At 39.1% G+C, this 20242-nt stretch carries 19 protein-coding genes and 4 tRNA genes; 6 read left to right on the top strand and 17 right to left on the bottom strand.

Features of this window, described 5'->3' with window-relative positions; all coding sequences use genetic code 11:
• Positions 1-61 precede the first annotated feature (61 nt).
• The gene (locus ACINWC743_RS03705; RefSeq protein ID WP_004718308.1) at positions 62-256 is read left to right on the top strand and encodes a bacterioferritin-associated ferredoxin; all 195 of its coding nucleotides are present in this window, start codon (positions 62-64) and stop codon (positions 254-256) included.
• A 312-nt stretch (positions 257-568) separates the two neighbouring features.
• Positions 569-1033 (top strand): heteropolymeric bacterioferritin subunit Bfr, encoded by a 465-nt coding sequence (gene bfr / locus ACINWC743_RS03700; protein WP_004826395.1) that lies wholly within the window; start codon positions 569-571, stop codon positions 1031-1033.
• A 401-nt stretch (positions 1034-1434) separates the two neighbouring features.
• On the opposite strand, the gene ACINWC743_RS03690 is transcribed toward bfr, so the two are convergent.
• The 17 genes from ACINWC743_RS03690 to tpiA form a co-directional block, all read right to left on the bottom strand.
• Positions 1435-3084 (bottom strand): PglL family O-oligosaccharyltransferase, encoded by a 1650-nt coding sequence (locus ACINWC743_RS03690; protein WP_009584376.1) that lies wholly within the window; start codon positions 3082-3084, stop codon positions 1435-1437.
• Positions 3085-3139: 55 nt separating this feature from the next.
• Positions 3140-3496, bottom strand: coding sequence for a type IV pilin protein (locus ACINWC743_RS03685; protein WP_035300197.1), 357 nt, complete (start codon positions 3494-3496; stop codon positions 3140-3142).
• Complete coding sequence (locus ACINWC743_RS03680; protein WP_009584419.1) at positions 3496-5142, bottom strand: PglL family O-oligosaccharyltransferase; 1647 nt, start codon at positions 5140-5142, stop codon at positions 3496-3498. Before ACINWC743_RS03680 ends, ACINWC743_RS03685 begins: the two co-directional genes overlap by 1 nt.
• Positions 5143-5192: 50 nt before the next feature.
• Positions 5193-5549, bottom strand: coding sequence for a type IV pilin protein (locus tag ACINWC743_RS25180; protein ID WP_009584362.1), 357 nt, complete (start codon positions 5547-5549; stop codon positions 5193-5195).
• A 222-nt stretch (positions 5550-5771) separates the two neighbouring features.
• The gene (locus tag ACINWC743_RS03670; protein WP_004826383.1) at positions 5772-6332 is read right to left on the bottom strand and encodes a TPM domain-containing protein; all 561 of its coding nucleotides are present in this window, start codon (positions 6330-6332) and stop codon (positions 5772-5774) included.
• Positions 6326-7450: a TPM domain-containing protein gene (locus tag ACINWC743_RS03665; protein ID WP_009584366.1), complete on the bottom strand. Its 1125-nt coding sequence runs from the start codon at positions 7448-7450 to the stop codon at positions 6326-6328. The genes ACINWC743_RS03670 and ACINWC743_RS03665 overlap by 7 nt, the downstream gene beginning before the upstream one ends.
• 78 nt (positions 7451-7528) lie before the next feature.
• Complete coding sequence (locus ACINWC743_RS03660; RefSeq protein WP_009584403.1) at positions 7529-8119, bottom strand: LemA family protein; 591 nt, start codon at positions 8117-8119, stop codon at positions 7529-7531.
• Between the two features lie 250 nt (positions 8120-8369).
• A complete protein-coding gene (locus tag ACINWC743_RS03655) occupies positions 8370-8765 on the bottom strand; it encodes a ribosome-binding factor A (RefSeq protein ID WP_004826375.1) in 396 nt (131 codons plus the stop codon).
• The gene (gene infB, locus ACINWC743_RS03650) at positions 8765-11473 is read right to left on the bottom strand and encodes a translation initiation factor IF-2 (protein ID WP_009584374.1); all 2709 of its coding nucleotides are present in this window, start codon (positions 11471-11473) and stop codon (positions 8765-8767) included. The genes ACINWC743_RS03655 and infB overlap by 1 nt, the downstream gene beginning before the upstream one ends.
• Before the next feature lie 10 nt (positions 11474-11483).
• Positions 11484-12968: a transcription termination factor NusA gene (nusA, locus tag ACINWC743_RS03645; protein WP_004826370.1), complete on the bottom strand. Its 1485-nt coding sequence runs from the start codon at positions 12966-12968 to the stop codon at positions 11484-11486.
• Between the two features lie 34 nt (positions 12969-13002).
• Positions 13003-13527 (bottom strand): ribosome maturation factor RimP, encoded by a 525-nt coding sequence (gene rimP, locus ACINWC743_RS03640; protein ID WP_004826368.1) that lies wholly within the window; start codon positions 13525-13527, stop codon positions 13003-13005.
• Between the two features lie 201 nt (positions 13528-13728).
• Positions 13729-13805, bottom strand: a tRNA-Met gene (locus ACINWC743_RS03635).
• Positions 13806-13908: 103 nt separating this feature from the next.
• Positions 13909-13985, bottom strand: a tRNA-Met gene (locus ACINWC743_RS03630).
• 75 nt (positions 13986-14060) lie between these two features.
• Positions 14061-14137 (bottom strand) — tRNA-Met (locus tag ACINWC743_RS03625).
• Positions 14138-14182: 45 nt separating this feature from the next.
• A tRNA-Leu gene (locus ACINWC743_RS03620) sits at positions 14183-14267 on the bottom strand.
• A gap of 53 nt (positions 14268-14320) precedes the next feature.
• Positions 14321-14662, bottom strand: a complete 342-nt coding sequence (secG, locus tag ACINWC743_RS03615) for a preprotein translocase subunit SecG (RefSeq protein WP_004826367.1) — start codon at positions 14660-14662, stop codon at positions 14321-14323.
• A gap of 9 nt (positions 14663-14671) precedes the next feature.
• On the bottom strand, positions 14672-15466 hold the full coding sequence (tpiA, locus tag ACINWC743_RS03610; protein ID WP_009584365.1) for a triose-phosphate isomerase: 795 nt from the start codon (positions 15464-15466) through the stop codon (positions 14672-14674).
• A 278-nt stretch (positions 15467-15744) separates the two neighbouring features.
• On the opposite strand from tpiA, the gene pilB reads away from it, so the two are divergent.
• Genes pilB through coaE form a run of 4 tightly spaced genes read left to right on the top strand, consistent with a single transcriptional unit; the run spans position 15745 to position 20226 of the window.
• Positions 15745-17457: a type IV-A pilus assembly ATPase PilB gene (pilB, locus tag ACINWC743_RS03605; protein ID WP_035300190.1), complete on the top strand. Its 1713-nt coding sequence runs from the start codon at positions 15745-15747 to the stop codon at positions 17455-17457.
• 27 nt (positions 17458-17484) lie between these two features.
• On the top strand, positions 17485-18717 hold the full coding sequence (locus ACINWC743_RS03600) for a type II secretion system F family protein (protein ID WP_009584381.1): 1233 nt from the start codon (positions 17485-17487) through the stop codon (positions 18715-18717).
• 2 nt (positions 18718-18719) lie between these two features.
• The gene (locus ACINWC743_RS25055; protein WP_035300187.1) at positions 18720-19601 is read left to right on the top strand and encodes a prepilin peptidase; all 882 of its coding nucleotides are present in this window, start codon (positions 18720-18722) and stop codon (positions 19599-19601) included.
• Between the two features lie 25 nt (positions 19602-19626).
• The gene (gene coaE / locus ACINWC743_RS03590) at positions 19627-20226 is read left to right on the top strand and encodes a dephospho-CoA kinase (protein ID WP_009584399.1); all 600 of its coding nucleotides are present in this window, start codon (positions 19627-19629) and stop codon (positions 20224-20226) included.
• The last annotated feature ends 16 nt before the right edge of the window (positions 20227-20242 follow it).

Here is a 20242-nt window from a genome sequence, read left to right as displayed (position 1 = left end):
ACAAGTGATAATAATTATCAATAATATTAGTTATCGCATTTAACCGCTAGGTTGAGTTTTCATGTACGTATGCTTATGTCGTGGTATTACAGATCAAGATATTAAAGACGCTATGGCTAATGGTGCGGAAAGCTATCGTGAAGTGCGTGAATTATTAGATTTGGGTACCTGCTGTGGTCGTTGCGCACCTGAAGCAAAAAGCATTATCAATGAAGAACTCTCACTAATTGCTGCACGTATTTCTGTAGCAGCTTAGCAAAGCGATACCAAGAATTTCCCTATAACGATAATAAATAAGTTTTCTAATGATCTTCGGATCATTCTCCTCCCCCGCTTCGACTCAAAGCGGGTTCATTTTTTAAGATCGTTGCTCATCATAAAACGACATCCCTATTGTTTTTGATTGCGATTTTCATTTGCCGTTCTATAAATAACTCGTCAGCATCTCAAAAGTTGATTAATATAGACTGATATCAGATTGCCTTAATTACTATATTTCAATGACATCCTTTTGAGTGAAACATTTTGGATAGGATTTAAGGCAGAAATTTAGAATGGAGCTTTGACCATGAAAGGCAATCGTGACGTTATCAACCAACTCAACCAAGTGCTTTTTCACCACCTGACTGCAATTAACCAATATTTTTTACATTCTCGTATGTTTAATGATTGGGGAATTGAACAACTGGGCTCAGCTGAATATAAAGAGTCTATTCGTCAGATGAAGCATGCCGATAAAATTATTGAGCGTATTCTTTTTTTAGAAGGCTTACCAAACCTTCAACATTTAGGAAAACTGTATATCGGTCAACATACTGTTGAAGTTTTGAATTGTGACGTTCGCAAAGTAAAAGAAAATATTGAAGCATTAAAAACTGCCGTTGCATTGGCAGAAACACATTTAGACTATGTGACACGTGATTTGGTTCAAGAAATTCTAGAAAAAGAAGAAGAGTATTGGGATTGGACCACTACTCAGTTAGATCTTACTGAAAGTGTGGGCATCGAGAATTATATTCAAAGCCAAATGTAAGTTTGAGTCTGTAAAAAACCCCCAATTAACTTGGGGATTTTTTATTTCAAATACAAAATACGATAGTCAACTTATCAAAAAGCACATACACCGAAATATAAGCTTCATTTTGGATTAATGATCTGAATCAAATACTTGTTTTGGTCATTAAGCATGATTGAACATTTAAAGCTTTCACTGCCATACCTTACATTCAAAGTTTAAATATCTTTGCGTAGGCGATGCCTCACTTTTCAGAGATGAAAAGATGACAAAAATCTTTCGTTTAACAGGGTTCTTGCGCTGCAAACAAAGCAGTGCTTTGTTTTTGCTCATATACCCCTGCCCAACGGCGACATCCATGTCGCCCCGCGATAGGATAACCATCTATGATTCAACAATGCAAAAAGTAAAAAAGAATTTTATTTCCCTACAATAGACACAGGCAATAATTCCTGATAGCTTTTATCTTGTCCATGCAAAGTCTTTAAAATCCATAATTGATGCTCAGCTTCAGACTTTTTACCATTAAAAGCTAAGACCTGTGCATATTTATGAATATCATATGCAGACGCTAAATTCGCCACCATACGCCCCATAGACTGTAATTGTTGATCTGTCATTTTTGTATAAGGATTTAAACCAATCCACCATACACGCTCTTTAAACTGCGTCAGCAACCAAATATCTTGATTCATCACTGCTTGTTGTGAAGCACTTAAAGGTGTCTTTTTCGTTACAAAAACACTTTGTTGACGGTATAAAATATAGTCTCGATAAATCACACCGACCAATACCAGACCGATCACAATAATACTCACAATGATCGACGATTTCAGCTTCACTGTTGGTAGTCGAGGGTATTGCGCTTGAATCAGCCCCAATAGAAAACCCAAAGGCAGTAAAAAATAAGCATAGTGAATCGGATATTCTAATAATGCATGAATCAGAATCGCACAGACCATCAAACTGGCTGCAATTGAAACAGGTTCTTTAATCCCTTTATTCAACCAATATAACCAAAAAACGACATAGAGAATGATCAACCCACCCAGCGGAATACCATTCCAGATCAATAAATCTAAAATCACGTTATGTGCTGTTTTATACCATTCGTGCGATGGATATACATCAAAAGCAGCGATTTGTGCCATTCCTGTCTGATTCCAACCATAACCCAACCACGGCTTTTCTGAAATCGCAATCAAAGCTTGGTTCCACATATCCAATCGCAGATAGCCCGAACTTGCCCGCTCTACTACTGAAGACGCTTGTGCAATGTCTTGTGTTGATACCGCAGCAAGCCATTGATTAATCAGTGGTAAACTAGTGATAAGAACAACGAATACACCGCTCCATAGCAGCAGTTTTGCAAAACCAAAGCGTTTGGTTTGACCAAATTGCTTTATTGTTAAATAAATCAGTGTAAATAAACAGACTACCCATGCAGTACGGGATTGGGTTAATGCAATGGTCAATAAAAAGATAAATGCAGTAGGTACAAGCAGATAATTGGGTAAGATTTTCTTTTCATAAAAGTACAAGCATGCAAACACGCCCATACAAATAAATGTCGCTAAATTGTTGGGTTGAGCAAAGTTTGCATAGGGGCGATTACCATTGAGAAGATTGACCAAGGGTCTAAAATATTCATTGATATCCAACCATTGCGTGATTGCAATAAAGCTCGAAAGTATTCCACCCGTAAATACCACCAAACAGAAAATTTTAAATACCTGTTCTCTTTGACCTTTTTCGCCAGTTGCTAAGTTATAACCCACCACCACCATCAACCAAAACATGGCAATATAGGCTGTACAGAGTAGTGCATTACTCAGGTATAGAATCTCTCCAAAACCCCATTGAATCAGAGGAATTGTGAGTACAGGCAATATAAGTAATTGAGGTCTGGGTATTTTTAAATCTTGATGATAAAAAGCACTTAACAAAGCCAATGCTGAGAGAAAAGTCAGTGCTTCACTACCAAATGTCGTCCATGGCATTTTATGAATCGGCAAAAGCCAAGCAAGTAAAAGCAGTAAGGCTGAAAGGATATAAGGAATGGCTTTCATATGAAAAGTAAACAGAAAAACTGGGGCTATTATAACGCCTATAATACCGTTCTGCTTAATGAATGATAGTACAACCAGCACCCTTACTTAAGTCACAACGAATATCGACTGTAGATGAATGTTTACTTTTTGCCTCAATCACCAAGTTTGTTGTTGAATCATTCCATGAAGAAGCATCGGTGATAACCTCACATGCTGATGATTTAGGTGAATCAGGAAATGTATTTGCTTCAGAGACAAATATTATATAAAAAACACTATTTGCATAAGCTTTCGCTTCTGAAAGACATGCAGTTTGTTTCGCTTTCCGGCTATAATTATTATAAGCTGGGTAAGAAATTGCAACCAGAATACCCATTATTGCAACAACAATAATTATCTCTATCAGACTAAATCCATTATTTTTTTTCATCATCTTTCGCCATTTTCATTCACATGAATAGGTTGATTATTTTTTACAGATTTATATATATCATCATATGTATAATTTACATGATACAAATCATACAAAATCCTATAATAATCACTTGCCTCATCAAACCTACCATTAAGAATTAATATTTTAACAATATTGATAAGATTATACTCAGTAGGTGCCGTTTTTATAAAATTTTCATAATATTTAATCTTAGCATCAGACATGATAGATGGTTTTTTTTCAAAAACCCAATTTTTCATTACATCTAACCGATCTAAAATTAAAATATTTTCCTTTATTTCATTTTTTTCGAACTCTTCACTATTATAATTCACTATTATATATTTTATATTCAAATAATCTCTAACTATTGCGCCAAAAACAATAATTGATAAAATAAAAACAATTGAAAAAATATTCTTACTCAAGGGGAAAGTTCTCAAATTAGAATTCCCTCTTAACAAAAAACCAACTAAAAAAGATATAATAAATAAAAAACAAGCGTAATTTTGTGGAAACTCCAACAAAGCATGAACTATAAAGCTAACAATTATCAACTTAATAAAAACCATTTTCTGGTTATATTTTAAAAAAACCAACTTCAACAAATATAATGTATAAAATATAATAATACTTCCGATCAATATACCATTCCAAACTAGAAGTTCCAAAATAATGTTATGTGCACTTCTAGTCTGCTCACTATGAAACACAGTTGCAGAAGCGATTATCTGAGCATATGCTGTTTGATTCCATCCATAACCAAACCATGGTTGCTGATAGATTGCGACAAACATTTGTTTCCATATCCCCAATCTCAATGAACCAGTGGATAAACGATCATTTATATTCTGTGTAGATAATAAACCTAGACCAAAATCATTTAAAAAATTATTTAGATAGGGTATAGCAAACAAGAAAAAAAGAAACAATAATGAGAAAAAACAAACCGTCTTTTTTCGAATTAATCCATCATTAACAAAAATTAAAACCACACTAACTATAAGTAATTCCACCCAAGCCGCTCTTGAATAAGTCAATGCTATAGCAAACAAAATTAAAATAGAAAAAGTAGTTGCTGCTTTATTTGTAATCTTTAATTCTTTTAATAAAAAAAGATTACTCAACAACCCAAATACTAAAAAGGTTGCCATATTATTAGGTTGAGCAAAATTTCCAAATGGACGATCATGATGTAATGGCGCTATCAAAAAAATATTTTTTTCTAAACCAAACCACTGTAATAAAATAATAATCACACTTATTAATGAAGAGATTAAAATAGAGCCTGAAAGCAATATTAATGTTCTTTCTTTAAGTTCTATACTTGCAGTATTAAATCCAATTATCATTGATAAGAAAACACAAAATAAGTATGAAAAACATAATAAAGCTGTTTCAAAGTATAATTCTATACCCCAAAAATATTGAAAAAATGGTATAAGTGAAAAAAACAAAACAGGTAAAATTACTCTAGGAATAATAATATTTTTATCTTTAAAGAAAAAAATTAAGCAGAATAAGCTCAGAAAAGCACAAATCTCACTCACTATCATCAACCATGGATTAGCGTGGAAAGGGCTTAACCATGCACAACAAATAAACAATAATGAAAGTATAATAATTATTTTTCTTAACAAAACATTCTCCAAAAAAAAAGGCTCATAAATGAGCCTTTTTTGTTTTTAAATTATTGATTACCAGAAGTAGAAGATGCTGAACAAGAACCTGTTTGGTCACAAGTGATTGATGCATCTCCATTACCTTTAGCTTGAGCTGTTACACCAGTGAAAGTCGCTATTGTTTGACCACCAGTAATTTGTGTATTTTGACATGCTTTATTAGCAATCGAAGGAGCTGAAGCACCATCACTGAAAGCAGCTACTACTGCATTAGCAAAACCTTTCGCTTCAGCCAAACATGCACGGTTTGCAGATTTGATCGTATAATTTTTATACGCAGGAATCGCAATTGCAGCAAGAATACCGATAATCGCAACAACAATCATTAATTCGATTAGGGTAAAACCCTTTTGAACTGATTTCATAACATTTCTCCAATGTTTTTAAAAATTTATTAGCCTTTTTTCGAGCAATTTATGTGGCTGTTTTTGTGGAAAAAATCAACAACCAACTTACACACTTCGATTTTAGAGAGTATGTAACAGTTTACAAGTTTTTTTTAACATCTCATTTTTTTAAGTAATTAAACGTAAAAAAGTGACATTTCCTGTCACTCTTGTTTAAAAACATTTCATTTTTCTTTGACATTAATTCAGAATAATCGGCTGATTTGCCAATTCATTCATATTATCAGGTTTTTGTTGTTTGTAAAACAAATTCAATACTTTGCCTATTTCATTCACACCACTTTCTACCGCCAAACGATATTGTTTATTTTTTAATTGCACAATCATTTCATCACAAATCTGTTGCCACGTTTGCTGTGTAGTCGCCTGATGGATACCACGATCTACGACAATTTCTACAGCCTTTTCACACAAGTTTAAATAAAGTAAAACACCGCTGTTATATTCGGTATCCCATACCCCCAATTCGGCAAAGAGTTGTTGCGCTCTTAGACGCGTATTTTGATGATAGGCTTGATGGCTGGGGATATGCCCCTCGATCACCACCTGTATTTCACCCACATGACCTTCTTCGGCTTGTTGAACTGCTTGAGCAATTGCATGCTGATCTTGCTTGGAAAAGTAGCGCTTTGATGCAGGCATATAAAGACAATGCTTGAGCCAGCGTTTAAAACTCGGCTGTACTTTTTCCTGTAATTTTGGTTCAGTCAAAATTTCTGTTGTATCAGTTTTTGTTACCATGAGCCTGATGCGCCTCCCCCACCAAAACCACCGCCGCCGCCGCTATAGCCACCACCTCCACCAAAACTACCACCGCTGCCTCCACCACGCCCACCGCCAGAGAGAAACATTTGTAAGATCAGTTGAGCTAGAGAAGTGATCAATAAGAAAAACACACCAAAGCCTAAAATCAGGCTCATCACAATGCCAGAACCATATATCAGCCCAGCTGCTGTTGCTGTCACCCCAGCTACTGCTGCACTTAAGCGATTACCAACGATAAATGAAGCAAATATACCCACCACCAAAATAATCATTGCCGTAGTTAAGGTGCGATCCTTTGCTTCTTGCGCTTGTATTGCTTGGTTTTGTCGCTCTTTGAGCTCATCGGCAGCTTGTTGCGCAATTTCAGGATCTAAATTTAGAATACGTTCAATTTCTCCCACAGCAGCTTGTAAACCTTGTGCATATTGCCCTTGTTTAAATGCTGGAGAAATTTGATTGCGTATAATCCGACTGACCATAATATCAGGCAATACACCTTCTAAACCATAACCTGTGGCGATATGAATTTTATGGTCATTCACAGCAACAGCGATCAATAGACCATTATCTTGTTTTGCTGAACCAAGTTTCCATTGCTCTGCAACACGCATTGCAAAATCAAAAATACCTTCTTGCCCTGTGGTTGGAACAATAATAATCCCAATCTGTGCTTTGCCTTGACGATAAATGTTACGGATTTGTTGCTCTAAATTTTGCTTTTCAGCCACAGACAAAACATTGGCTTGATCAACCACGGGTTGATTCAATGTAGGGATATTTCTTTCTGTCTCACCCTCTGCAATATCATTGGCGACTTTTACTTGATTTGATGCAGAACTCTGTGACGTTTGTTGAGATGTGGCTGTCGGTTGATTTTGCTTTTGACCATCTACTGGTGATGAACCAAGCACATTTGGCAAGTTGGTATTTGGAGCAACTTTTCCTAGAACAATGGCTTCTTGTGCTTGTTGTTCATCTGTCACAGTTGCTGTTTCAGCCCAAACCTGAGATTGAACAGAAAGGATCAGCGCCAAAAGCACATAGAATAATGTACTGATTATTTGAATTGCTGATTTTCCTTGCCGTTCAAGCATAACACACCTTTGTTTAGATCATTGTTATCGCCTCATCTTATTTCAAACCGTGATAAAAATAAGATAGAAAGCCGATAATTAATTAAAATTCACTGTTGGTGCTTTCGATGCGCCTGCTTCAGCACTAAAGTTTGGTTTGGCTTTCATGCCAATCACTTTTGCAGTCATTGCTTGTGGGAACTGACGTACATAAGTATTGTAGTCTTGTACCGTCTGAACATAACGTGTTCTTGCTGTACTAATTCGGTTTTCAGTCCCCTCTAATTGCACTTGTAAATCACGAAATTGCTCATTGGCTTTTAAGTCAGGATAGTTTTCAGTGACGGCTAAAAGTCGAGATAATGCACCCGTCATTTGTGACTGTGCTTCTTGATACTTTTTAAACAATTCTGGATCGTTCAATACTTCTTTATCTACTTTTAAACCTGCAACATTGGCACGCGCCTCAGTCACTTCAGTTAAAACTTTTTCTTCATGGGTTGCATAACCTTTGACGACATTCACAAGGTTAGGCACTAAATCTGCACGACGTTGATATTGGTTTTCCACTTCAGACCAAGCCGCATTGACGGACTCATCTTTGGCTTGCAAAGTATTATAACCACAACCTGAAAAAGCCAAGGTACTCGCTAAAGTCAGTGCCACCAAACCATTTTTCATTGCATTCATTGCTCATTCCTCAGAGATATTTATTTGTATTTGTTGATATATCTGCATTCTATACAGTTTCAGGCAAAGTTTTGTTTACTTTCTGCTATCTATTCGCAATTAAGCTTTTTGGGAATGACATACATTTTTTAAGAAAAGTGCGTTAAGGCGAAACTACTCATTATTTTAGAATATAGTTTAAAGATGGGGCTTGATAACCATATTTCCTCAGATATAAGAAAGCCACCCTGAGGTGGCTTTCTACAAATACTTATTCTTCGTCTTTTTGCTCAGGTAAATCTTTTACTGCTTCTGCAATTAAACCAAACATATAGTTACCATAAGCATTGGTTTTATCGTAGTGAAAACGCAAACGAGGCGTTATACGTGTTTTGATCCGACGACCTAACTCGTGACGCAAGAAGCCAGAGGCTTTATTTAATACATCCAAGGTTTCTTTATTTGCTGCTTCACTTTGCTCATCACCAAGTTCACGCCCCATAACAGTCACGTAAACTTCTGCATAACCTAAGTCAGCACTGACTTTCACCGCAGAGATGGTCACAAGACCACCTAAGCGTGGATCTTTAAGCTCTTGACGAATCAGTTCTGACAACTCACGTTGTACTGTATCCGCCATGCGCTTAAGACGTTGACTACCCGCCATTAAAGACTCCGTTTAATCAACTGAACATCATATACTTCGATTTTGTCGAGCGCCTTGATGTCATTATAGCCTTTAACTGCAAGACCACATTCCATACCAGCACGAACTTCTTCAACAACATCTTTATAACGACGTAATGATTCAAGCTCACCTTGGAACACCACCACATCATCACGAAGTACACGAATTGGTTTATTACGATGTAAAACACCTTCAAGTACCATACAGCCTGCAGCCGCACCAAACTTACTTGAATGGAATACTTCACGTACTTGGGCAACACCCAGAATTGTTTCACGATGTTCAGGTGCAAGTTTACCGCTCATTGCAGCTTTAACATCATCAATTAATTGATAGATCACGCTGTAATAACGGATATCCAAACCATCTTCATCTGCCTTTTGACGTGCTGTGCTGTCTGCACGAACGTTAAAGCCAAGTAGAACAGCTTCAGAAGACTCCGCAAGACCAACATCAGACTCAGTGATTGCACCTACACCCGAGCTAATCACACGAACTTTAACTTCGTCAGTCGACAACTCAGAAAGTGCAACAATCAATGCTTCTAAAGTACCACGTACATCTGTCTTAAGTACCACATTGACATAAGGCACATCTTTTTTGCCCATAGATGCCATAATGTTTTCAAGACGCATCGCACTTTGACGCTCAAGACGTTTTTGACGTTCACGGTCTAAACGAGCATCTGCAACTTCACGCGCTTTCTTCTCATCATCAACAACAAGAACTTCATCACCAGCCATTGGTGCTTCTGGAAGACCCAAAATCTCTACAGGAATAGAAGGACCTGCTGACTTAATACGATTACCGTTTTCATCTGTCATCGCACGTACGCGACCATATGATGCACCTGCAAGCACCAAGTCACCAACATTCAAAGTACCATTTTGTACAAGAATAGAGGTTACAGCACCACGACCTTTATCAACACGAGCTTCAATCACAACACCTTGTGCAGCACCCTCTTCAGATGCTTTCAATTCTAGCATTTCTGCCTGGATTGAGATCAAGTCTAAAAGCTCATCAATACCTTGACCTGAATGTGCAGAAACCATTGCCACTGGAACATCACCACCCCATTGTTCAGGTACGATTTCCTTAGTGGTCAATTCATTCAATACGCGATCTGGATCTGCAGATTCTTTATCCATTTTGTTGATTGCAACAATAATTGGCGTACCTGCAGCACGAGCATGGTCAATTGCTTCTGCGGTTTGTGGCATTACACCATCATCTGCTGCAACAACCAATACCACGATATCGGTAGCTTTTGCACCACGTGAACGCATTGCTGTAAATGCTGCGTGTCCCGGAGTATCCAAGAAAGTGATAATGCCTTTATCGGTCGTTACGTGGTAAGCACCGATATGCTGGGTAATCCCCCCCGCTTCGCCTTGCGCCACTTTAGCACGACGGATACGGTCAAGCAGCGATGTTTTACCATGGTCAACGTGCCCCATGATCGTCACCACTGGAGGACGTGTGGTTTGTACACCACGTGCTTCTTCAGCCGCTTCAAGAAGGTTATCTTCTGCCTGTGTATCAGAAACAAGCACTGGATTGTGCCCCATTTCTTCAACGATCAATGCTGCAATTTCTTGATCAATGGCTTGGTTTTGTGTAACCAACTCACCCATTTTCATGAGCGACTTGATCACTTCACGGACTTTAACCGCCATTTTTGCAGCTAAATCAGCAACCACGATTGTTGAACCAATCTCAACATCATAGATTTGTTTTTTAACTGGTTTTTCAAAACCATGTTTGTTTGCTTGGCTTGATTTCAAACCACGTTTATGTGGATTATGGCTGAAAGATTGCTCTTCCTGACCACGACGTCCACCTTTTTTCTGACCGCGTGTGTCCTTAGTATTACCGCCACGTTTGATTTCGCGGTCTTCTTTTGCAAATGAGTCTTCATATGCCTGACCAACCAAACCTGCCGCCAAAGGTGAATCATCAACTACACGAATTGTGGTTGTTGTTTCATCAGAAGAATACTTAGACGCCATTTGACGCATTTGCTCAAGTGTACGTTGTTGTGCTTCTTCTGCTGACTTACGACGAGCCGCTTCCTCAGCAGCTTTTAATTGGGCTGCCTGAGCTTCACGCGCTCGCTTTTGTTCAGGTGTTTCAATTGTTTTTACCGTTGCTTTGGTAATCGGCTTGTTGGTCGATTTACGTTTAACAACCACTGCTGCTTTTGGTGTTTCTTTTGCTGCAGTTTGCTGTTTTGCCGCAGCACGCATTTTCTCTAAATTGGCTTTTGCAGAGCTTTCTGTTTTTTCAGCTTCATTTACCACAGGAGCTTCCTGTACTTTTGGTGCTGAATTCGCTTGCGCAGTGGCTTGAGCTTTTGCCAATGCTTCTGCTTTAATTTGTTCAGGATCTGGCTTAGTAAACGTATGTTTTTTACGAACTTCTACGTTGATGGTTTTAGCTTTACCTGAAGTACTCGCCACTTTCGCGGTACTTGTCGTTTTACGTTTCAACGTGATTTGTCCTGCTTGTCCCGCGTCTTGACCATGTGCTTTTTTCAAATGGTTCACGAGCACACTTTGCTGTTCAGTAGAAATTTTATCTTCAGCCTGCTTTTGAGGTAATCCAGCTTCACGCACCTGATCTAGGAGCTTTGTAACTGGGAGTCCTACACTGACTGCTAACTCTTGAATTGACTTATCCGTCATGTATTACCTCCTAGTTAAACCATGATTCACGTGCTTTCATAATCAATTGACCTGCTTTCTCAGCGCCCAAGCCTTCGATATCAGAAATATCATCCGTTGCTTGATCTGCCAAGTCATCGACTGTGATTACACCGCGTGCTGCTAAAGCCTGTGCAATTTCAGAAGTCATACCTTCCATCGCAACAAGTTCTGGACTTGGGTCCTGAATATCTTCTTGCTGTTTTAATGCATCAGCCAAAGCGGCTTCTTTTGCGCGACTTTGTAGTAATTCAACTGTATCTGCATCCAATTCGATTTCATCGAAAGTTTCCGCAGGTACATAAGCAATTTCCTCAAGTGAGGTAAAGCCCATTTCTACCAAAGCCATTGCGAGATCTTCTTCAATATCTAGACGTGTAACAAACATATCTAAATACTGTTGAGCTTCATTTTGTTGACGAGCACGATACTCATCTTCAAGCATCATATCTAACTTATAACCTGTCAGCTCTGATGCTAAACGAACGTTTTGTCCTTGTGAGCCAATTGCACGAGCAAGTTGATCACTGGTTGCAAAAATAATATCCGCTGTGTGGGCATCTTCATCAATCACGATACCCGATACATCTGCTGGCTCTAAAGCACTTGCGATATATTGAGCTGGATCATCAGACCACACCACAACATCAATACGTTCACCATTTAACTCTGATTGTACCGCTTGGATACGTGTACCACGCATACCAATACATGCACCTACAGGGTCAATACGATGGTCATTGGTTTTGACCGCGATTTTTGCGCGTACACCCGGTTGACGTGCTGCTGCTTTAATTTCAATGATTTCCTCAGAAATTTCTGGAATTTCTTTTTTCATTAAAGCAATCAGCATTTCAGGTTTAGCACGAGACAATAGTAACTGTGCGCCACGACCTTCACGATTCACATTATAAAGAATCGCATTCATACGTTGTTTTGGACGAAGAATTTCTTTTGGAATCATTTCTTCACGTGCCAAATATGCTTCTGCGTTATCACCTAAGTCAATGATAAAACCATCTTTGGTTTGTTTTTTCACTTCACCGTAGATTAACTCGCCCACTTTAGACTCATAAGCATCAGCAACCAATGCACGCTCTGCTTCACGAATTTTTTGTACAATCACTTGTTTAGCAATTTGCGCAGCAATACGACCGAAATCAATTGATGGCACTTCAAGTTCACGAATATCGCCGATCGACCATTTTGCAGGATCTACATCAGAAATCGCATCCTGACATGCTGGCATTTCGTGATCTTCATCTGCAACCACTTCCCACTGACGAAAAGTACTATAATCACCGGTTTTGCGGTCAATTTCTACACGCAACTGCGCTTCTTCCGAATTCGTTCCTTCGTAGAATTTCTTTTTAGTCGCTGCAACTAAAGCCTGTTCAAGTGCTTCAAAAATTGCTTCACGACTCACACCTTTCTCATTACTAACCGTTTCAACGACGGTGAGAATTTCACGTGCCATAAGTCACCTATTTATTCAGATTTCTATTTCTGGATTAATCCTGAAAGATCAAATTCGCTTTGTCTATGTTGTTACTGTCTATCTCAAGTACCTGCTGTTTTTCAACTTCGACTTGAATCATTTCATTTTCTAAATCTACAGCAACCAACTTGGCTTGGAATTTACGACGATTTTCAACGGCTGCAATCAAACGCAATGCAACTTGTTGTCCGATATATTTTTCTAACTGCGCCAACTGAAAGAATGGACGATCCCAACCTGGAGAAGACACTTCCAAAGCATATTCACCTGAAATTGGATCATGCACATCTAAGATTGCACCCACCTGTTGAGTCACACGCACACAGTCCTGTACACCAATACCACGACCCAACTCAACCTCACCATCTTCATTTATGGTTGGCTCAGCATTTTCAGCAACGTCTTTATCAATATAAATACGCAATAAAGAACGCTTACCTTGAGGAATGAATTCAATCCCCCAAAGTTCTACATCACAAGCTTGCACTGCAGGAGTTATTAAATCTTGAAGTGCTTGAGTTTTATTTGATAGCTTCATTTACTCTCGTCATATTTGTGCGATTCAATCGCTCACTGGACTTATTCAACTTACTATAGTGAAGCATGTCTTTTTGACCAATTGATGTCCACACCACACGATAGCCAATAAAAAAGGGCGTAATCGCCCCTATTATCGCACAGTAAATCGTAATTCACTATGCAAAAAGACCCACCTATCTGTGAGCCCTTTTTAGAAACTTGGTAGCGGGAGCTGGATTTGAACCAACGACCTTCGGGTTATGAGCCCGACGAGCTACCAGACTGCTCCATCCCGCATCAGCGTTGCAAAATTATATACAAGAACTTTGAATTTTTCAATCAATATTAAAACATTGATCATTCTATTTTCTTGCTTGATCAAGTTGCACCTTAATCAAAATGGTAGCGGGAGCTGGATTTGAACCAACGACCTTCGGGTTATGAGCCCGACGAGCTACCAGACTGCTCCATCCCGCAACAATACTGCAAATTCACAAATAAAATAGACTTTTGATCTACATTACCTTTAATTAAGTTGCATCTTAATTAAATTGGTAGCGGGAGCTGGATTTGAACCAACGACCTTCGGGTTATGAGCCCGACGAGCTACCAGACTGCTCCATCCCGCAACAATGTTTTTTTAGCCGCTAGCACCAACAATACTGGTTTATTGTTGGTGCGGAAGGGGGGACTTGAACCCCCACGCCCGAAAGCACTACCACCTCAAGGTAGCGTGTCTACCAATTCCACCACCACCGCAGCTGTGACGCATTCTAGTCGCATCCCTTAGAAAAAGAAAGGACTAATTGACATTATTCGCCAGTTTTTGGTGCAGTTGGCGAAGTTTCACCCGTATTTGTTGGTACAGGTGCAGTTGTTTGGGTTGTCGTTTGTACTGTTTTCAAGCCATAAGCATCTGTCGTTTGTTTTTTCGCAAAGACTGCTAGGCTTAAGCTGGTAATAAAAAATAAAGCCGTCAAAATTGCAGTTAACCGGGTTAAAAAGCTTGCTGAACCTGAAGCACCAAATACCGTAGCTGCGCCACCACCACCAAATGAAGCGCCTGCATCTGCACCTTTACCGTGCTGAACGAGAATAAGCCCGATCATTAAAACAGCCAAGATGATATGTACAACCAGCACAAATGTATGCATGCTGAACTCCTATTCTTTTGTATTAGCAAATGCTTGAGCAATTTTATAAAAAGACTCTGCATTAAGTGATGCACCACCAACCAGTGCACCGTTGATATCTGGACACGCAGCCAACTCTACTGCATTTTCAGCTTTCACACTACCGCCATATAAAATAGCCGTTTGTTGTGCTTCAACTGCAATTTGAGTTAAACCTTCACGAATTTTTGCATGCATCGCTTGAGCATCTTGTGGCGATGCGGTCTTGCCTGTTCCAATCGCCCAAATTGGCTCATAAGCAATAACAATATTGTGCCACTGCCCTGCTTTTACAACCGCAGCAAGATCACAAATTTGTTGTAAAACCACCTGTTCAGCTTGACCCGTCTCACGTTGTTCGAGGCTTTCCCCAACGCAATAAATGACAGTTAGCCCAGCATTCAGCGCATTGGTCAGTTTCGCTTTTACTTTCACAACATCATCACCAAAAATTTCACGGCGCTCAGAATGCCCAATCAATACATAATCAATCTGACTATCTTTAAGCAATTCCGCACTCACTTCACCAGTATATGCGCCAGTACCTGACATCTGAGACAAGTCTTGAGCAACAACTTTAACGGGTGAATGAGCATCTTGAAGTTGTTTTTGTACCGACAATAAAGCAATAGAAATCGGCGCAACCCCCAAATGACATTGTTGTTGTGTAATTGGGTTTTGTTGTAAATACTGTTTTAAGTCTTGTATGAGCTGTTGCGAATTCGCTTGCATTGGGTTCATTTTCCAATTGCCGACAACCCAAGGAATAATAGTCGAACTCGACATACATCTAACCTTTTATCGAAAATGTGCACATTCTACACGGAATTTAGATTTTTAAAGTATTTTTTCTTTATCAATTCGCACTTCTGTTCTAAAGTCTGTCAGTGAATATATGCGCTAGAAATATAAAACGTTTCAAAGATCGTCAACAAAAGTCAAATTGGCGCAAATTATGGTTAAAATATGTTTTTAGAAGAATACGTTTAATTCTAGATATTTTTAAGGATCATCGTATAATTTTATTATTCCAATTATAAAATTAAATTTAAAGTGTTTTGGGGATGTCTATGCAAAATGGTTCACCTAAGTTTTCGGGTTATATCCGTCGCTTAGTCGATGAAGGCTTTTTATCTGCTCAGCAAATGAAAGATGCCTTAACAAGTGCTCAAAAAAGTAAAACCCATTTGGTGCCTTACCTGATTGAGAAATTAGCGATCTCACCATTGCTGATCGCTGAAATGATCTCCTCCGAGTTCGGTGAGCCTATTTTTGATCTAGACAGTTTTAATCCTGAAATGTTGCCCAAGGACATTGTGGACGCCGGTTTAATCAGCAAACATGGGGTGATTCCATTGGTGCAACGCGGCAATATCTTATATGTTGCCACCAGCGATCCCACCAATATCGAGGCACTTGATGCGATTCGTTTTAGTTGTGGTCTAAACATTGAGCCAATTATCGTTGAACAACATAAATTAGACAAAGCTTTAGCCAAACATTTTACTGTAGAAGAAAGCTTTAATTTTGGCGATGAAGATTTTGATGTTGATATTATTGCAACAGATGAAAATGAACCCGCCGAGCTTGATGAAGAAACTGCTGAAGAAGAAGCGCCGATTGTTAAATATGTCAATAAACTATTGATTGATGCCATTCGAATGGGCGCCTCGGACTTACATTTTGAACCTTATGAAAAAAGTTATCGTGTTCGTTATCGTGTAGATGGTGTACTCAGAACTATCACCAATCCCCCTCTGCAATTGGCGAATCGTTTAGCATCCCGTTTGAAAGTCATGTCTCAAATGGATATTTCAGAGAAACGTATTCCTCAAGATGGGCGGATCAAACTAAAACTGTCTAAAACCAAAGCTATTGATTTCCGTGTCAACTCCCTGCCAACATTGTTTGGTGAAAAATTAGTTTTACGTATTCTTGATCCTTCCAGTGCCATGTTAGGGATTGATGCTTTGGGCTATGAAGAAGACCAAAAAGCTTTATTTATGGAAGCCTTAGAAAAACCGCAAGGCATGTTATTGATTACTGGTCCAACAGGTTCTGGTAAAACCGTATCGTTGTATACAGGCTTAAATATCCTCAATACCGAAAGTTCCAATATTTCAACCGCAGAAGACCCTGTCGAGATTAACTTGGAGGGGATTAACCAAGTAAACGTCAATCTAAAAGCAGGATTGACCTTTTCGGTCGCGCTAAAATCATTTCTTCGTCAAGATCCAGATATTATCATGGTCGGGGAAATTCGAGACCTTGAAACGGCTGAAATTGCAATCAAAGCAGCCCAAACAGGTCATATGGTGATGTCCACACTGCATACCAACAGCGCACCTGAAACCTTAACCCGTTTGCGCAATATGGGTGTGCCATCCTTCAATATTGCAACATCGGTCAATCTTGTGATTGCACAACGTCTTGCTCGGCGCTTATGCAACCACTGTAAAGCACCTATTGAAATTCCGAAACAAAGTTTGTTAGAACTGGGCTTTACTGAACAAGACTTAAACCATCCTGATTTACAGATTTTTCAGCCTGTGGGCTGTTCTGAATGTAGAGAAGGTTATAAAGGACGAGTCGGTATTTATGAGGTGATGAAAGTAACACCTGAAATTTCAAAAATTATCATGGAAGATGGCAACGCACTACAAATTGCAGCAGCATCTGAAAAATTGGGGTTTGATAATTTGCGACGTTCGGGTTTAAAAAAGGTTATGAATGGTTTAACGTCTTTACAAGAAATTAACCGCGTAACCAGCGAATAAATATAATCAATATTTAAGGAAATTGTTATGGCAGCTAAAAAAGCGCAAATGATGCCTACCTTTGCTTATGACGGGGTTGATCGTAAAGGAATCAAGGTCAAAGGAGAATTGCCTGCACGGAATATGGCACTTGCCAAAGTCATGTTGAGAAAGCAAGGCATTACCATTAAAACCATTCGAGAAAAGAAAAAGAATATTTTCGAAGGCTTAATGAAGAAAGGAATATCAACTTTAGATATTACCATTTTTACCCGTCAACTTGCCACCATGATGAAAGCAGGTGTGCCCTTGGTGCAGAGTTTTGAAATTGTTGCTGAAGGTTTAGAAAATCCTTCTATGCGAGAAGTGGTATTAGGCATTAAAAGTGAAGTTGAAGGCGGAAATACCTTTGCTGGCGCACTGAGAAAATATCCCCGCTACTTTGATAACTTGTTTTGCTCCCTAGTCGAGTCGGGTGAGCAATCAGGTGCTTTAGAGACTATGCTAGATCGTGTTGCGATCTATAAAGAAAAAAGCGAATTATTAAAGCAAAAAATTAAAAAAGCCATGAAATATCCAATCTCAGTGATTGTGGTTGCAATTATTGTCACCATTATTCTCATGGTTAAAGTTGTCCCGGTGTTTCAAGAGCTGTTCAGCTCTTTTGGTGCAGATTTACCAGCTTTTACTCAACTGGTGGTGAATATGTCCAACTGGATGCAGAAGTATTGGTTTATCTTTTTAATTATGATTGGCATCATTATCACTGCTTTTTTAGAAGCCAAAAAGCGAAGTCAAAAATTTCGCGATTTTTTAGATAGAACCGCACTCAAACTGCCTATTTTTGGAGATCTGGTCTATAAAGCGATTATTGCGCGTTATAGCCGTACCTTAGCCACCACCTTTGCGGCAGGGGTTCCCCTCATTGAAGCACTAGAATCTACTGCGGGTGCAACCAACAATGTGGTTTACGAACAAGCTGTGATGAAAATTCGTGAAGATGTTGCCACAGGTCAACAACTGAATTTTGCCATGCGTGTCAGTAATAAATTTCCTGCTATGGCAGTGCAAATGGTGGCGATTGGAGAAGAATCTGGTGCATTGGATGGGATGTTGGATAAAGTGGCTTCACATTTTGAAAGCGAAGTGGATAATGCGGTAGATGGTCTCACCTCAATGATGGAGCCCTTAATTATGGCAATCTTAGGTGTAATCGTTGGTGGTTTGGTGATTGCAATGTATCTTCCAATTTTCCAAATGGGTTCAGTTGTTGGCGGATAATGATGAACATATTCAACGATTTTTTAAACCTTCTGAATCAATCATCGACTGCACTTTATATTGTTGTCGGTCTAGTCAGTCTATGTGTCGGTAGTTTTCTTAATGTGGTGATTTATCGCACACCAAAGATGATGGAAAAGGAATGGCGCCAAGAGTGGCAAGCAGAATGTCAATTGCTTGCTGGTTCTCAACAGATCGTCATTGACGAAGAAAAACTGAGTCTGAGTCAACCAGCATCCACCTGCCCACAATGTAAAACACCGATTCGCTGGTATCAAAATATCCCCGTGATCAGTTGGTTGGCGTTACGTGGTAAATGTGCTTCATGTCAAAACCCCATCAGTATCCGCTATCCTTTGGTTGAACTACTGACAGCAATCTGCTCCTTAACCGTTGTTGCAGTATATGGACCAACACTGCAAATGGTGTTTGGTGTATTGCTGACTTGGGTGCTGATTACTCTGACCTTTATTGATTTTGATACACAATTACTACCTGATCGTTTTACCTTAACACTCGCGGCTGTGGGTTTAGGAATTAACTCATTTGAAATATATACCACGGCAAACGCTGCAATTTGGGGTTATATTATTGGTTTTCTTTGCCTATGGATTGTCTATTACCTGTTTAAAATCGTGACAGGTAAGGAAGGCATGGGTTATGGTGACTTTAAGCTTCTTGCTGCACTGGGTGCTTGGATGGGACCGTTGATGTTGCCTTTAATTATCCTACTTTCTTCGGTTGTCGGGGCAATCATTGGCATCATCCTGTTAAAAATTCGTAAGGAAAATATTCCTTTTGCTTTTGGACCTTATATCGCCATTGCAGGCTGGATTGCATTCTTATGGGGCGAACAAATCATGAAGATTTACTTAGGTCAATAATTTAAACATCAATGAGGATGACAACATGACTTTTATCTTGGGCTTAACAGGTGGCATTGGAAGTGGTAAATCCGCAGCAAGTCAATGGTTTGAGTCCCAAGGAATTGTTGTTGTAGATGCAGATATAGTGGCACGAGAAATTGTTGAAAAAGGTCAACCTGCGCTTAAAAAAATCCAAGAGGTATTTGGCGATTGGACTTTAACGGCAAATGGTGAATTGGATCGTCGCGCATTAAGAGAACATATTTTTAAAGATGCTAAGGCACGCCAACAGCTCGAGTCGATTACCCACCCTGCGATTCGAGCTTCAATCATTCAACAATTACAAGCAGCTAGCAGCCCCTATGCGATTTTGGTTTCTCCACTGTTGTTTGAAACCAATCAGCACGAACTGACTCAACGTACTTTATTGATAGATGCCAGTGAAGACTTACAAATCTTACGTGCATCGCAACGTGATGGACAGTCAATTGAACAAATTGAAAAAATCATTGCAGCGCAAATGCCACGACTTGAAAAGCAAAACCATGCAGATGATATTATTTTAAACGATGGTCATATTGATCATCTATATGCAAAATTAACACCCTTACATCAATACTATCTAGAGCTTGCAACAGCTTAATTCTGCACTATCACCT

It is taken from the genome of Acinetobacter sp. WC-743 (assembly GCF_000335555.1).
Taxonomy (GTDB): domain Bacteria; phylum Pseudomonadota; class Gammaproteobacteria; order Pseudomonadales; family Moraxellaceae; genus Acinetobacter; species Acinetobacter bereziniae.
The sequence above is the reverse complement of the archived record's forward strand: the minus strand, read 5'-3'. Positions and strand labels throughout refer to the sequence as shown.

Coding starts and splice junctions, on each gene's coding strand:
- bfr (WP_004826395.1), top strand. CDS start 569: ATGAAAGGCAATCGTGACGTTATCAACCAACTCAACCAAGTGCTTTTT.
- pilB (WP_035300190.1), top strand. CDS start 15,745: ATGTCTATGCAAAATGGTTCACCTAAGTTTTCGGGTTATATCCGTCGC.
- ACINWC743_RS25180 (WP_009584362.1), bottom strand. CDS start 5,549: ATGAAATCAGTTCAAAAGGGTTTTACCCTAATCGAATTAATGATTGTT.
- ACINWC743_RS03660 (WP_009584403.1), bottom strand. CDS start 8,119: ATGAATGCAATGAAAAATGGTTTGGTGGCACTGACTTTAGCGAGTACC.
- rimP (WP_004826368.1), bottom strand. CDS start 13,527: ATGAAGCTATCAAATAAAACTCAAGCACTTCAAGATTTAATAACTCCT.
- ACINWC743_RS03685 (WP_035300197.1), bottom strand. CDS start 3,496: ATGAAAAAAAATAATGGATTTAGTCTGATAGAGATAATTATTGTTGTT.
- ACINWC743_RS03705 (WP_004718308.1), top strand. CDS start 62: ATGTACGTATGCTTATGTCGTGGTATTACAGATCAAGATATTAAAGAC.
- ACINWC743_RS03665 (WP_009584366.1), bottom strand. CDS start 7,450: ATGCTTGAACGGCAAGGAAAATCAGCAATTCAAATAATCAGTACATTA.
- coaE (WP_009584399.1), top strand. CDS start 19,627: ATGACTTTTATCTTGGGCTTAACAGGTGGCATTGGAAGTGGTAAATCC.
- ACINWC743_RS03600 (WP_009584381.1), top strand. CDS start 17,485: ATGGCAGCTAAAAAAGCGCAAATGATGCCTACCTTTGCTTATGACGGG.
- ACINWC743_RS03690 (WP_009584376.1), bottom strand. CDS start 3,084: ATGAAAGCCATTCCTTATATCCTTTCAGCCTTACTGCTTTTACTTGCT.
- tpiA (WP_009584365.1), bottom strand. CDS start 15,466: ATGTCGAGTTCGACTATTATTCCTTGGGTTGTCGGCAATTGGAAAATG.
- ACINWC743_RS25055 (WP_035300187.1), top strand. CDS start 18,720: ATGAACATATTCAACGATTTTTTAAACCTTCTGAATCAATCATCGACT.
- nusA (WP_004826370.1), bottom strand. CDS start 12,968: ATGGCACGTGAAATTCTCACCGTCGTTGAAACGGTTAGTAATGAGAAA.
- secG (WP_004826367.1), bottom strand. CDS start 14,662: ATGCATACATTTGTGCTGGTTGTACATATCATCTTGGCTGTTTTAATG.
- infB (WP_009584374.1), bottom strand. CDS start 11,473: ATGACGGATAAGTCAATTCAAGAGTTAGCAGTCAGTGTAGGACTCCCA.
- ACINWC743_RS03655 (WP_004826375.1), bottom strand. CDS start 8,765: ATGGCGGGTAGTCAACGTCTTAAGCGCATGGCGGATACAGTACAACGT.
- ACINWC743_RS03670 (WP_004826383.1), bottom strand. CDS start 6,332: ATGGTAACAAAAACTGATACAACAGAAATTTTGACTGAACCAAAATTA.